Origin of the sequence: Zeaxanthinibacter sp. PT1 (assembly GCF_028464225.1) — a bacterium.
Classification (GTDB): domain Bacteria; phylum Bacteroidota; class Bacteroidia; order Flavobacteriales; family Flavobacteriaceae; genus Zeaxanthinibacter.
Map to the genome: position 1 here is coordinate 1,428,536 of NZ_JAQPCN010000001.1, position 14,493 is coordinate 1,443,028.

The window sequence follows — 14,493 nt, forward strand, 5'->3', positions numbered from 1 at the left end:
TTATTGCCCGGCTAATTTTGCATCATCTACCTTCATATTCAATTTCTCAATAACATAGCGGCCAAGATCTCTTCCTTGTTCCACCCCTATCTCTACAGCAGCCCGGTAGTGGATCCCACCATACATCCTGCTGATCGCGGCTTCGTCAGCGGCTTCGTTAAAGGAATCAAATGAGCGTACCGGTAGGCCGTACTCTAATTCGGTGTCATCATCAAAAGCGAAATTATCGCCAAAAATATCGGTGAGCACTGTCGCTGCCGCCCCGGAAACAACGCTGTGTCCACTAGGGTATTCCGGGAAGGGCGGAGTTTGTAAAATAGGCTTCCAGGCATCGTCAATATGCTGGTTGATCAGCGTTTCCGGGCGGATGAGGTTACTCCTGTATTTCTCGTCCCAACAACTGATAAAAGCATCAGCAATAGCCATAGAGGTCTTGGTGTAGGCAAAGAGGGTGTCGTCAAAATCCATCCCTGCTTTCCGGGTAGCTATCTTGGTGATCCCGATCCAGTGTGCTCCGGGGGTGATCTTTTTAGTTGCGAACATCAGGTGACCTCGTGTTACCGAAACGTAGGGGTTACAGTCCCAGAATTTAGCGATCTGCACTTCTTCCGTTTCGTCCCCGTTTTCGGTAATCTTCTCACTAATATCGTATACCTCCTTTAATTCTTTAAAGAACTGGCTGTCTTCCTCCATGGAATAATCCGGTGGTGGAGGAGGAGTGAACTGCTGGGCCGAATCTATCACGAAAGGCCTGATCTTATTCCAATGCGGCTCTATACCGTCCATGTATGAAGGTGGAGTAGGTTGCCATCTGCCTGGTTCCTCGGTGTCTACCGTGAATTTGGGCATAGTTCGCGTTTGTTTATAATTGTCCTTATCCATCCAGGAAGCAATGTGATCAGCAACCTCTAAGCCGTAAGACTTACTCGCCTCGAATTCTGTTTCGTTGAGAGCGCTCCATTTGCCATAAAGGCTGTCTTGGTATTTCTCCATGCGATCTTCGGAAAATATCAGTTTTTTACTGAGCTCCATATGCGCAATCAATGCTGCGAGTTCAGGATTCACAGTGTTCTCACCATCAGGGGCGGGGATAGGAGTTAAACCTTCTAATTGCCCGGCGAGCGATTTGTACCCGGGGTTCCCTAGAGCGATGATCTCGTAAGCAGCAATATTGGGATACGCAAAAATCCTGCTCGCCACGGGAGGGGAGAAGATATCGTGTATCATGATATCGGTGACATGATCGATAGATCCGTGGAGGTCATCCGGTGAAATCTCGATCGGTTTTTTCTCGGCGCATGCGATGCACAGTCCTAATGCCAGGAAGTAAATAATCTTTTTCATTTTCCTTTGCTCGTGTTTGGTAATTTATAGACCTGGGCCCTTTCGTTATTAAGGGTTACCAGGAGGTAAGTCTGTCCTTGTAAAGTAATGAGGTTAAGATGCCTGACCGATTTCTGCTCAAAGTCAAGTCCCAGGTTGCTTCCCAAAATTACATCATTTTTACTTTTTATCATAGCCCCGGGAAAAGAGCCCAGTCTGCCGTGGAAAGGCTTTAGGCCAAAATAATTACCCCCGGCCAGTACCTCCTCCTGCCCGTCGCCGTCAAAGTCTGCTTTAAGCATGGCCAGGACAGGTGCGAGTTGCAGCTCATTCTGCAAGGGTACAAAACGGAAACGTCCCCCGCTGTTCTCCAGGTAGCCTGTTCTCAGTTCTTCTACCTCCAGAATCTCAGCCTTTTCGAGCATAGAACCCTCTAATACCTGTTCTATGGTTTTACCGGCAAATGAGCGATACGAATTAAATTTCTTGCGAAGGCTGACCAATTGCCCGGAAAGTTCGGGTAGGCCATCCAAGGGATAGTACGCACCGTTCTTATAGGTAGCCAGAATAGTTTCTGTACTTCCGTTGTCATCCAGGTCGCCGTAATACATGCGCATCGGGTGTTCGATATTAGCGGTAAACTTGCTGTTAAGGCCCCAGTTGCCCAAAAGGTAATCTGTATCGCCGTCCATATCTATATCAAAAGGCTGAATACTCTGCCACAATCCTGTCGGCGCATCTTTTAAAGGAAACTCTTCCTCGAGGACACCCTTTTTATTCCTGAAGAACCTAGGGGTCATCCATTCCCCTACAAGGACCAGGTCTATGGTACCATCTCCGTCATAATCATCCCATATCGCGTCATTGACCATTCCTGCCAATCGCAGGGCGTCATTCTTTACAATACTGAATAGACCGTTGTCATTCCTGAGTAAGTGCGAATGTGGAATACGGCCAAAGTCGGCCGATACCGCGTTACTTCCCCGGAATACATCCAGGTCTCCATCCCCGTCAAAATCGAATGGTGCTAAGACCGAAGTATTGCCGTAAATTTCGGGGAATACGGCTGGGGTATACGTACTGTCTTGTTGGTAATAATGATCCAGTAAAGGCTCCATGCGATTATAAAAATCACCGCCACCGGTGCCTATAAGCAGGTCATTCTTCCCGTCTGTATCAAAATCAGCAATAAGGGCAGAAACATCCTCTGCGATAGAGTCAGCAGCAACCTTTGGTAAAGGATAAGGATTGTAGATGCTATTGCTATTTCTAAAGATCTGTACCGGGAAATACTTAGATCCCCCGAATAAAATATCATCCTTACCATCTCCGTCCAGATCCCCTACAGCTGTAGCGGGTCCGCGGTCAGAGACCATATAAGGGATTAGTTTCTGCCTGTTAAAATCCAGGTATTTGTCTTCCTCGTGAATGAACTCTATTCCCAGGTTGTCATCAACCATTTGAAAGAGGGTGTCCCGCAAAGGCTTAAGACTGCTGTAATCAAAAGTTGCGAAGTTTGACGGACTCAACTCCAGTGTTTGGTTAAGGGCCACTTTTTGTAGTAGCTGCGTAGACTTATCCGGCCAGATGACCCGAAGGGAATCAAGCATGTCTATATCTCCAAATCCAAAATGCAGCAGAGGCTCACTGGAAGACTGGAAACCCCTGGCCGTATAGAGTTCCTTATACTGAAGCTTTCCTTGGGAATAGGCGAAGACCTTTGTGCCGATCCCAAAACGGTTTGATCCGGCTAAGCGGAATTTAAGTTTCAAGTAATTCGCCCTGTCGTTGGTCTGGTTGATATAGAGACTTACAGGGCTGTTAATATTGTTGACCACAAGGTCCAGGTCCCCATCATTATCCAGGTCCCCTACTGCTGTAGCACCGGAAATTAAGGTGTCATTGACAATCCAATCCGATGACATATCCTTGAACTCCAGGCCATCAATACCCTTAAAAATATAGTTATGGACCCTGCCGGAAGGCATCATGTCCAATGCTTGCTGGTCTACCAATTTGGTATTGTTCATTTTGTTTCGCATCTGGTCGCTTGATGCAAAATTGATAAAATCAAGATCGTTCGGGCGCTTGGGAATTCCGTTAGCGATAAAGATATCCTGAGATCCATCCTGGTCAAAATCACCAAACAAACTACTCCAGCTCCAGTCCGTTGCAGCTACTCCGCTCAGCAGTGCAGTTTCCCTGAATTTTCCATTCGGATCATTGATATGGAGCATGTTCCTCGTGAACTGGTAATGATACCCATAACGTTCTGTTCTTAGTTTCTGGGTCTGAATATTATCATCTCCCTCAGATGATTTTAATACTTTTTCATCTTCGGGGAGCATGTCAAGGGAAAGCAGGTCGGGCCAGCCATCGTGGTTGATATCGGCCACATCATTGCCCATTGAAAAGCGTGTTGTATAGCCAAAATGATCCCGCAAGCTTTCGGTAAAAGTGCCGTTACCATTATTGAGGTAATAATAATCATCTTCGTGAAAATCATTCCCGACGTATATATCGGGGTAACCGTCCTGGTTAAAATCGGCAACAGCTACCCCTAGTCCATAGCCATTGATACCCCCATAGATACCGGCTTTTTCGCTTACATCGGTAAAGCTACCACCATCATTCCGCAATAGTTTATCACCCGTCTGGTAATTGCGAGTATAGCGAAGATCTGCGCTGCCAAAAGACTCCTGGGTGTGCACTGCATGGTTCAGCAGGTAGATGTCCAGGTCACCGTCCAGGTCATAATCTAAAAATGCAGCTCCGGAGCTATAGGTGTCAAAATCCAGTCCATATTGACCCGCACTCTCTGTAAAGGTCAGGTCCCCGTTATTGATATAGAGTTCGTTGTAACCATCAAACCCATTAATACCCACCACGGCACATACGTAGATATCCAGGAGTCCGTCCCCGTTAACGTCTCCCATGACTGCCCCTGTATTCCAGCTACTATTTCCGTCAACCCCGGCAGTAGCTGTTATATCTTTGAATTTCAAATTTCCCTGGTTGAGATAAAGTCTGTTTTTCACCTGGTTCCCCGAAAGATAGATGTCTGTTAATCCATCGTTGTTGATGTCCCCTAAAGCCACACCTCCACCATTGTAGAAGTAGAGGTAATCCAAGATATTCAGGTCATCGGTCTCCGTCAGTTGGTTTGTAAAATCCAGGCCCGTTTCGTTCTTGTCCGGGTTGATAAACAGGGATCCTCCTTTATCCTTACATCCCGAGAATACGACTATCAGAATTATGAAATAGAACAGCTTATTCATCCAGGGCATAGATTTTAGGTTCCTTGTCGTTAATTGCGACGATCAGGTAAGTTCGCCCCATAGAATCCTTAAATGCTTTTAAGTGTTTGATCTCTTCACGGACAAAAAAGCCACTCTTTTCGTAATCCTGCCATTTAAAATCAAGATTTTCTCCCCCGAGCAATACAGAACCGTAATTAGCATCCAGCCTGGAGTATTGAGGTTTAAACTCAAAATTGTTTCCCCCGAGTAAAATATCTGTATAGCCATCCTTATTAAGGTCGGTACAGGCAATTCCGCATACACAGGATAATTGTACCCTGGGAGGTAACTTTTTGAGGGTGAAGTTCCCCTTGCCTTCATTGATGGCAATCACGGATTCGGAGATTACGGCCTTTTTTACGATCGAATTACTGATCACTTCACCGGGGAACAATTCTTCTATGGTCCTTTTGGCATAATCCGAGGCCTTAAGATTCTGTTTCTTCAGGGCGACCATCTGGTTGGTGAGTTCCTTCTTCTGGTGCAGAGGGTAATCTGCTCCATCCTGAGTTTGGGTTACAATTTGCTCAATTGTACCATTATTATCGAAATCATTTACCCACATTTTCATCGGTTGCCCCGGTTCCGGTTTATAATGGAGATTTCCTCCCTGGTTCCCAAGGATCAGGTCCATATCTCCATCCTTGTCCAGGTCTTGGGCCTCAACTACGTTCCACCAGCCGCCAAGACTATCCAGGCTGGATTTTGCCTTAGACAGGCGCCTCCCATTATTCCTGAATATCAGCGGGCTTCCCCAATCTGAAACGGTGACAAGATCTTTCTTCCCATCCCCGTCCATATCGGCCCAGGTAGCAGAAGTAATCATACCGGCATCTTTCAGGTCGTACGCCAGACGCTCTGTGGCATCAGAAAAATTCCCCTGTCCGTCATTCTCGAGGAAAAGATGGTCCGGGTTAACTCCGTAAGTACCCACTACAGATCTGGAACCGAGAAACACATCCACATCTCCGTCCTCGTCAAAGTCATAAGGCTCAAGGGTTGAGATATTTTTAAATGTTGATGGTAATAGTTTTTCCGAAGCAGTGAAGCTTCCTTTACCGTTGTTAAGGTAGAGCCTTGGCCTGTAAGATTGTGCATCTCCGACCTGGTTGCCACCTGTTCCTACCATAAGATCAAGATCGTTATCACCATCCACATCAAAAAGTGCCGCTGCCACGTCTTCCATGGCTGAATCTGCTTCAAATGCAGGCTGGCGACTAACATTCAGTTTACCATTGCCCATGTGCTTGTAAATGACTCCCGGCTGACCTTTTGCGCCTCCGAGGAAGATATCTTCGTTCCCATCGCCGTCAATGTCCCCAACTGCCAGGGCGGGTCCTTCCTGGGATAGTAATTTGTAGATAAGCCCTTCATAATCAAAATCGTTATAATTATTCTCCTTATGAGCCATGAGACCAGGATTGTCAAGTTCACGGATAAGGGGTTTACCTCTATTTATTTTTTGCGGGCTATAGGTTTCTTTTGCATCTGCATAGTTAAAATGGAGCAATTGATCAGCTTTAATATCAAATATGGCTTCCGTCCTGTCATCAGGCCAGATCACACGCAGGGAATCGATCACTTCTGTTTTTCCCAGGCCAATGGTCATCTTATAATCCATGGAAGACTGGAATCCCCTGGAAGGGATAAGTTCCTGTAGATAAATTTTATCTCCCATGTACAGCATGACCGAAGTGCCTACTCCAAATGGATTTTGTTCAGGACCTTTGAATTGTAATTGCATGAAATGGTTCCCGGTCATTTCACGACTGTTGTTCCTATATACAAAGGCAGTCATATTCACGTTATTAACCACAAGGTCCAGGTCACCATCATTATCCAGGTCCCCGTAGGCAGCACCGTTAGACAGGCTGGGTAATTCAAAGCCCCAATCTTTATTCGCATTGGAAAAAGTGATATCCCCGTTATTGCGAAAGGCATAATTGGCTTGTGGTTTTACCGGCATCTTATTAATAATGGAATCTATAGACTCTTTACGTCCTGTGAGCGCCATTTTCTGTATGATCTCGTTGGCAAAGAAGTCGACAAAATCAAGATCTGTCAGGTCGTGGTTAATACCATTTGTCACATAGATATCCCGTAACCCGTCATTGTCCATGTCAAATAATAACCCCGCCCAGCTCCAGTCCGTGGCATCGACACCGCTGAAATAGGCTACTTCAGAAAAGGACCCATTACCATTATTTAGTTGCAGGGTATTCTGTATATATTGTTGGTAGAAATCTTTACTCTGTTTCAGTTTAAAGACATTATAACCTTCAAACTCCATCACAGATTTTACCCGTTCATCCGGTTCTGGGAGCATATCGGTAATAAAGATCTCGGCATGACCGTCATTGTTGATATCGGCCATGTCTATCCCCATGGCAGATAAAGATAGGTGAGAGGTCCAGTCCTTGATCTCTTCCTTAAAAGTGCCGTCCTTCTGGTTGATATACAGGTAGTCTCGTTCGTAAAAATCATTAGATACATAGATGTCGGGGTACAGGTCTTTATTGATATCTGTCACCATTACGCCCAGTCCAAACCCAATAAGGCTGCCATAGATTCCGGCCGACTCGCTCACATCTACGAATTTGCCGTTATCATTGCGGAGCAGCATATCCCCAACCCCTTTAAAAATATCGGGCACCCCTTCCCAGTCCTGAGCCCGAACTCCTCTCTGTTCCGCATAGCCAAGACTGCTTACCGGGATATTACTGTTATTAAGGATGTAGGCATCCAGGTCGCCATCCTTGTCATAATCAAAGAATGAAGCATGAGTAGAAAAACCTGTCTTTGCGAGGTTGTATGCTTCAGCCTGTTCTGAAAAGGTGAGATCCCCGTTATTGATATAAAGATCGTTGTCGTGGTTGTTGCCTTCCATGTTCCCGGCGTTACTCACATAAATGTCTAACAAGCCATCAGCATTGATATCGACCATGACCACCCCGGTAGACCATGGTTTATTTCCTTCTACCCCGGCTGCTGCGGAAATATCTTCGAATTGCAAATTCCCCTTGTTAAGGTAAAGGCGATTGGGTTCCATATTTCCGGTCAGGTAAATATCAGCAAGTCCGTCATTATTGATATCGCCTATCGCCACGCCGCCACCGTTGTAAAAGTTGCGGTATTTAAAAATATTGAAATTCTTCTGGTTCTCTACTTTGTTCACAAAGTCGATCCCCGTCTGTTCAGGGGTAAGCAGATCAAAAAGAGTAGGGTCGGCATTTTTCGCTTCCTCCGTTTGTTTCTGATCCTCTGTACAAGCTGTAAGGCCAAGAATTGTAAATAGTAAAGCGGCCTGCAGCAGGTTCAAACGTTTTAATCTCATATAGTCTTAATTCTGGTCGGTGGTCAAGAATACCGGGTGATGGTTGTTGAGCCCGGCAATGTAATGAGGTTTCTTCCCAATTCTTATTTTCAGGAGCTGCCGTACAGGTCCGGAGAGACCTGGGACTGCCTGCTGATAGGTAAAGAAACCACCCTTTTTATTATTGAGCAAAATTAAGCCATGCAGGGCATCCATCCTACCCAATTGGGTGCTAATTTCCAGTGTATTACCTCCTAATAGGATATCTGCGGCACCGTCTTCATTAAAATCATCTATCAGCAGATCCTGCACCGTGGAAGTTTGGGCTTGCCTGGGTAAGTCCTGTATAACAAAGGTATTGTCCCCATTATTTATGAAAACAGAACTCTTTAATACATTCACTTCCTTTTTTATAGCCTGCGACAGCTTATCTCTCGAAAAAATTTCATCTATACTCGCCCTGGCAAAATCTGAGTAAGAAAGAAATTTTTTGTTAAGGTATGGTAATTGCTTAACGAGTTCATCTTTAGAGGCTAAGGTCGTTTCTATGTCCTTGTAGTAATAGGTCATTACAGGTTCTGCCGATCCATTCTGATCAAAATCTGCCCGGTATAACCGCAATGGCTGTTCTACAGATGCAGTAAGCCTGCTGTTCTCTCCCCAATTGCCGGCAATTAAATCCATATCTCCATCCCCATCCAGATCTACGGCTTCAATGGTATTCCATAGACCCGAAGTGTTTTGCAGGCCATTATTTTCTTGCAATCGCAACGATGTACCGTTATTCATCAATATGCTGACAGGCATCCAATGGCCGGCTGCAATCAGGTCTTCATACCCATTCCCATCTAAATCTATCCAAATCACCTCCTTAACATTTCCCAGGAGTTTTATTGCTCCATAGGCCTTGTTGTTTAGTAACGTGAAATTACCATTACCGTCGTTGGTGAATAGGTGTTGAACGGGAGTCTCGCCATATTTTCCGGGTACCTGGTCAGATGTTATCAATACATCCGGGTCTCCATCTCCATCCAGATCAGTAGCTGAGATCGAGGAGGCATTCACCTCTATACCTGCAAATTGATTTTCCCTGTATTGAAAATTTCCATTGATGTTCAGGTAAAAACGAGGAGTCAGGGCTACACCATTTTTAAACTCATTACCCCCGGAGGCGATCAGGAGGTCCGGAAACCCATCGTTGTTCGCATCAAAGAACAGGGCAGCAGTATCTTCGTTTAACTTCACTTTCTCAAAATGAGGAATCAGTGCTTTTTCGAAACTACCGCCAGGACCTTGTATAAAAAGAGCCGAAGGTTGATTTTTTGCACCACAAATGAACAGGTCTTCCAGGCCGTCTTGGTCCACATCTGCTTTGGCTATTGCCGGTCCTTCGTGGCTGCCGGCCAACGGGGCTAGTGGTTCCCGGTTAAAATCCAGGGTCGAATTTTCCAGGTGCGTAAATTCAATAGGCGATGATGCCCTGAAAAGAATATCGTCGGTACCGCTGTTTCCATTACCGTAGTAATCACCGCCGGCCTTCGAGTAATCTGCTGTGTAATTTTGATCCGCCAATGTGCCTGATATTGATTCAAAATTTCCATCGGCCCAGATAACAATGAGGGAATCCGGGCTAGCTGCGGTACCCAGTCCAAAGTGAAGTTGATTCGGGACTGCCGATAAATATCCGCGGCTGCTGTAATGTTCCGCAACCTGCAATTTTCCCTGGGAATATACATGAACCTTGGCTCCTACGCCCTTGCGATTGCCTTCCGGCCCGTTTAGTTCAACCGTGATGAAGTGGTGGTTTAATAATTTATCTCCATTATTCCTGAGAAGGAAAGCAGGGGCATCTACATTATTGACGACCAGGTCCAGGTCTCCATCGTTATCCAGGTCTGCATAACTGCTCCCGTTGCTAAAAGAGGGCAGCGCATTTACCCATGCGTCACTTTCATCTGTGAAATGTAAAGAATCCCTATTTTCAAAAAAGTAATTGGACACTTTCTTTTCAGGTATTTCTTCGATGAACTCCATTTCTTCAGCACTCATTCCTTTCATTAACCGCTTTTGGATATTCTCATTGGCGATAAAGTTGATAAAATCCATATCATTGGTAGCGCCTTTGATACCATTAGATATAAATATATCTCTATCCCCGTCGTTGTCGTAATCTGCCGCGAGAGGTGCCCAGGACCAGTCAGTAGCAGAAATACCTGAGAGATGGCCCACTTCGCTAAACCGGTCGTCGCCGAGGTTCAGCTGAAGTGTGTTCTGCATATACTGGGGGCGGTAACCATTTTTAAGGTAGAGTTCATAAGTAGGGTATGCGTATTCTGCTCCTGATGTTTTATAGGTTTCCAGGTCTCCCGGAAGCATATCCAGGGAAATGATCTCCGGTAGGCCATCATTATTCAGGTCAGCTATGTCATTACCCATAGAAAAGTGACTGCTATGGCCTATGTGTGCGTCACTTTCCGAAATGATCTCTTTAAAAGTGCCATCCCCCCGGTTGATGTAGAAGTAGTCGTTTTCAAAGAAATCGTTCCCAACGTAAATATCTGGGTAACCGTCGTTATTGGTATCGCTGATGGCGAGCCCAAGGCCGTACCCGATCTTCCCGGAAAAGATGCCGGAATCCTGAGATACATCCGTGAATTTTCCATTATCGTTTCGGTATAAACGGTCCCCGGATGCTGTGTCAGGGACCACCCGCTGAGCACCGCGACCATAATTCCTGTTAGGGTGCACAGAGTGGTTCAGCAAGAACATGTCCAGATCATTATCGAGATCATAATCAAAAAAAGCGGCCTGGGTAGAAAAGCCTGAAAAGTCCAGTCCATAAGAGGCAGCCTCTTCTTTAAAACGGGGGATTCCCTCTTCATCTATACCTTGATTGATATATAAAAGATTATGTCCCTTTAAGCCAAGGTAATTAGCCACTTTGGAGATGTACAAGTCCTGGAGTCCATCGTCATTGATGTCAACATGGGTCACCCCAGTGGTCCAACCTGTGGAATTTTCAATGCCGGCAGCGGCCGTCACTTCTTTAAAAGTAAAATTTCCGGTGTTGATAAACAGTGCGTCAGGCCCTTGATTGGCAGTGAGATAGATATCTGCTAAGCCATCCTTGTTAAAATCGGTTATGGCAACACCGGCACCGTTGTAGTAGTATAGATAGGTCAGAATATTGAGTTCGGGAGTAGCTGATAATCGATTCTCAAAAAGTAACCCGCTTTGTGAAGGATCGATCAGGGTGAAAAGTTTTACCTTTTCTTCCTTACAACTACTGAAGAACAGGCTCATTAATATAATCAGCCGGAAGTACTTTGCCATGCCTGTAAAAGTGTATTGGCAATATATATAATCTTGTAGTAAGAGTAAAAAGATTAGGGTTAATGTTATAAGTATGCGGGAAGCTTGTTTCTTTTTATTGACTCAAGTGAATTATAGGGGCTTACAAGACAAAGTTTGCGAAGAAACTAATATATTTAACCTTCTAACTAACCAATTTAAACGATATGATCGGGATAATCTCATTCGTCGGCTTTACCTTATTGGTGGCCATAATCGCCTACTACGCCACAAGGAAAACCGATGAAAGTTCCTCTGACGGCTATTTCCTTGGAGGGAGAAGCTTGACAGCCGGAGTTATTGCAGGATCTCTATTATTGACCAACCTATCCACGGAACAGATCGTGGGTTTGAACGGAAATGCCTATTCAGAAGGAATCCTGGTGATGGCCTGGGAGACCCTGGCAGCTATTGCAATAGTTGTTACGGCGGTATTCCTCTTGCCACGGTATCTTAAAAGTGGATTAACCACGGTACCCCAATTCCTGAGAGATCGCTATGACGTAAGTACTAAAACTCTTACTTCTGTACTTTTCCTCACCGGTTACGTGGTAGTATTACTCCCAATCATCCTGTATTCCGGATCACTGGCGATCAGTACCATGTTTGATGTACCCACACTTTTAGGGGTTTCCAGTAAAGCTGCACTCGTAATCTGCGTATGGGGTATAGGAATCATCGGGTCAATTTATGCTGTATTTGGAGGGTTGAAAGCCGTTGCGGTTTCGGATAGTATTAACGCGATAGGATTACTGATCGGGGGATTACTGATCCCAGTTTTTGGACTTGTAGCGATAGGAGATGGTAATTTATTCCAGGGGCTGGATGTGTTATACGACAGTAACCCGGAGAAATTTGATTCGATTGGCGGGCCAACGGCCTCAGTACCTTTTGCCACCATATTTACAGGGATGATGCTGGTACAGTTATTTTACTGGGGTACCAACCAGCAAATTATTCAGCGTGCTCTCGGTGCCAAAAATCTTAAGGAAGGCCAGAAAGGCTTGCTGTTGGCAGCCTTTATAAAGGTATTAGGACCCATCATCGTAGTATTACCCGGGATAATTGCCTGGCACATGTTCGAGGGCCAGTTACCAAAAGCAGACCAGGCTTACCCTGCCCTGGTGAACGCTGTACTCCCGACCTACCTGGTAGGATTCTTCGCAGCAGTATTATTCGGAGCTATCCTGAGTTCTTTTAACAGTGTATTAAACAGTTCGGTAACCTTGTTTGGGATTGATATTTACAAACAACATATCAACCAGGATGCTACGGAAAGCACCGTAGTAAAGTACGGTAAGATCTTTGGGATCATCCTCGCGTTTGCCGCCATGTTCATTGCGCCGCTGATCGCGAATGCAGAAAGCCTTTTTGAATACCTGCAGGAAGTCAATGGAATTTACAGTATTCCAATCCTTACCATTATTGTTGTAGGTTACCTTACAAAACGAGTCCCGGCCATTGCTGCCAAGATCGGAATCTTATCCGGATCATTTTTGTATATCCTTAGCCAGTTTATCTTACAGCCCTATTTTGTGGATAATGCAATGGCTGAAGCTAAGGCGGCGGGGATAACCGATGCCGCTGAGCTGGCGCAGGTAGAAGCCGCTGCTTACCCTCATTTCCTCCATGTTATGGCCATATTATTCGTGCTAAACGTTGTACTAATGCTGGTTATTGGTAAAATCTGGCCTCGAAAAGAGGATTACTTACAGGAGTATACCAAGCAAGTGGATATTCAGCCGTACCGATATGTGAAAGCCGTCGGCTTAGGGATCGTTATCCTTGTCGTAGGTATCTATATCTATTTTGCGAATTAAGAAACATCTTCACTTAATCTAACACTTTAAAACCCGCTACTCCGCGGGTTTTTTTATGGTCAGAGGTAGCGATTAACAAGGTTTTCATACAGTTCCTGCTTACCACTGGTCAACGGAACTTCCCCGGTATTCTTTGCGATCTGGGAAAGCTGTTGCAGATTCAGCTGCCCATTTTTAAATTGTAAGCCTTCAGCTGAATCAAATGAGCTGTAGCGAGCGGCACGAAGCCTTGTATAGTCTGATGATTCCAAGATGTCTGCGGCGCTCAGCAGGGCCCTGGCAAATATATCCACACCACCGATATGGGCGTGGAAGAGATCCTCGGGGTCCGTTGAATTACGACGCAGCTTGGCGTCAAAATTAATCCCTCCACCTTTGAGTCCGCCGGCCTGCAGGAAGGATAACATCACCTGGGTTAGTTCGTACAAGTTGTTTGGAAATTGGTCAGTATCCCAACCGTTCTGGTAATCGCCACGGTTTGCATCAATACTACCTAGTAAGCCGTGCATTGCAGCCACTTCCATTTCGTGTTGCATACTGTGGTTGGCCAGGGTTGCATGGTTTACCTCCAGGTTTAGTTTAAAATCGTCTGCAAGATCGTAGTGCTTCAGGAAGCCGACTACCGTGGCTGCGTCAAAATCGTATTGATGTTTCATCGGTTCCATGGGCTTAGGCTCGATAAAGAAATTCCCTTTAAACCCCTGGCTACGGGCATAGTCCCTGGCCATCCCCAGGAAACGTCCTAAATGATCTAACTCTAATTTCATGTTGGTGTTCAGCAGGGACATATAACCTTCTCTTCCGCCCCAGAAAACATAATTCTCCCCACCGAGTTCCATAGTCGTATCCAGGGCCATTTTCACTTGTGCCCCGGCCCTTGCAACAACTTTGAAATCAGGGCTGGTAGCTGCCCCGTTCATGTAACGGGGATGGGAGAAAAGATTGGCGGTTCCCCACAAGACCTTAATACCTGTTTGCTGTTGTTTTTCTTTGATATAATCCGTGATCTGCATTAATCGCTTTTCCGATGCGGATAGGGAATCGGCCTCCTGTACAAGGTCAAAATCGTGAAAACAGAAATAGTCGAACCCTATTTTACTGATAAATTCGAAAGCCGCATCCGCTTTTGCTTTGGCGGCGTCGATAGGATCTGCCGGGTTATCCCAGGGATGTGTAATAGTGCCGGGACCAAAGGGATCAGCCCCGGTTCCACAGAAGCTGTGCCAGTAGGCCACTGCAAATTTCAGATGTTCTCGCATACTTTTCCCCCGGACTATCCTGCCTGGTTCATAGTAGCGGTAGGCTAAAGAGTTGTCCGATCCAGGACCTTCAAATTCTATCTTGCTTATTCCCGGGAAATATTCCCGATGATCGTGTATGTTCATTA

6 protein-coding genes are annotated in these 14,493 nt (G+C 45.6%); 1 reads left to right on the forward strand and 5 read right to left on the reverse strand.

The genetic code is table 11. From position 1 onward, the window contains the following. From PP178_RS06315 to PP178_RS06330, 4 genes are read right to left on the reverse strand one after another with little or no spacing between them, the layout of a single operon-like run. Entirely contained in the window at positions 1-1,344 is a 1,344-nt protein-coding gene (locus PP178_RS06315) for a vanadium-dependent haloperoxidase (protein ID WP_272593462.1), read from the reverse strand. Next, on the reverse strand, positions 1,341-4,601 hold the full coding sequence (locus PP178_RS06320) for a VCBS repeat-containing protein (protein WP_272593463.1): 3,261 nt from the start codon (positions 4,599-4,601) through the stop codon (positions 1,341-1,343). The genes PP178_RS06315 and PP178_RS06320 overlap by 4 nt, the downstream gene beginning before the upstream one ends. Beyond that, positions 4,594-7,956, reverse strand: a complete 3,363-nt coding sequence (locus tag PP178_RS06325; protein WP_272593464.1) for a VCBS repeat-containing protein — start codon at positions 7,954-7,956, stop codon at positions 4,594-4,596. Before PP178_RS06325 ends, PP178_RS06320 begins: the two co-directional genes overlap by 8 nt. 6 nt (positions 7,957-7,962) lie before the next feature. Beyond that, complete coding sequence (locus tag PP178_RS06330; protein WP_272593465.1) at positions 7,963-11,268, reverse strand: VCBS repeat-containing protein; 3,306 nt, start codon at positions 11,266-11,268, stop codon at positions 7,963-7,965. 185 nt (positions 11,269-11,453) lie between these two features. On the opposite strand from PP178_RS06330, the gene PP178_RS06335 reads away from it, so the two are divergent. After that, on the forward strand, positions 11,454-13,106 hold the full coding sequence (locus tag PP178_RS06335) for a solute:sodium symporter family transporter (protein WP_272593466.1): 1,653 nt from the start codon (positions 11,454-11,456) through the stop codon (positions 13,104-13,106). Positions 13,107-13,165: 59 nt separating this feature from the next. On the opposite strand, the gene xylA is transcribed toward PP178_RS06335, so the two are convergent. Then, positions 13,166-14,491 (reverse strand): xylose isomerase, encoded by a 1,326-nt coding sequence (gene xylA / locus PP178_RS06340; protein ID WP_272593467.1) that lies wholly within the window; start codon positions 14,489-14,491, stop codon positions 13,166-13,168. Positions 14,492-14,493 lie beyond the last annotated feature (2 nt).

Excerpts from the sequence above, each read along its gene's own strand:
- PP178_RS06325 (WP_272593464.1), bottom strand. The coding sequence starts at position 7,956 with ATGAGATTAAAACGTTTGAACCTGCTGCAGGCCGCTTTACTATTTACA.
- xylA (WP_272593467.1), bottom strand. The coding sequence starts at position 14,491 with ATGAACATACACGATCATCGGGAATATTTCCCGGGAATAAGCAAGATA.
- PP178_RS06335 (WP_272593466.1), top strand. The coding sequence starts at position 11,454 with ATGATCGGGATAATCTCATTCGTCGGCTTTACCTTATTGGTGGCCATA.
- PP178_RS06330 (WP_272593465.1), bottom strand. The coding sequence starts at position 11,268 with ATGGCAAAGTACTTCCGGCTGATTATATTAATGAGCCTGTTCTTCAGT.
- PP178_RS06315 (WP_272593462.1), bottom strand. The coding sequence starts at position 1,344 with ATGAAAAAGATTATTTACTTCCTGGCATTAGGACTGTGCATCGCATGC.
- PP178_RS06320 (WP_272593463.1), bottom strand. The coding sequence starts at position 4,601 with ATGAATAAGCTGTTCTATTTCATAATTCTGATAGTCGTATTCTCGGGA.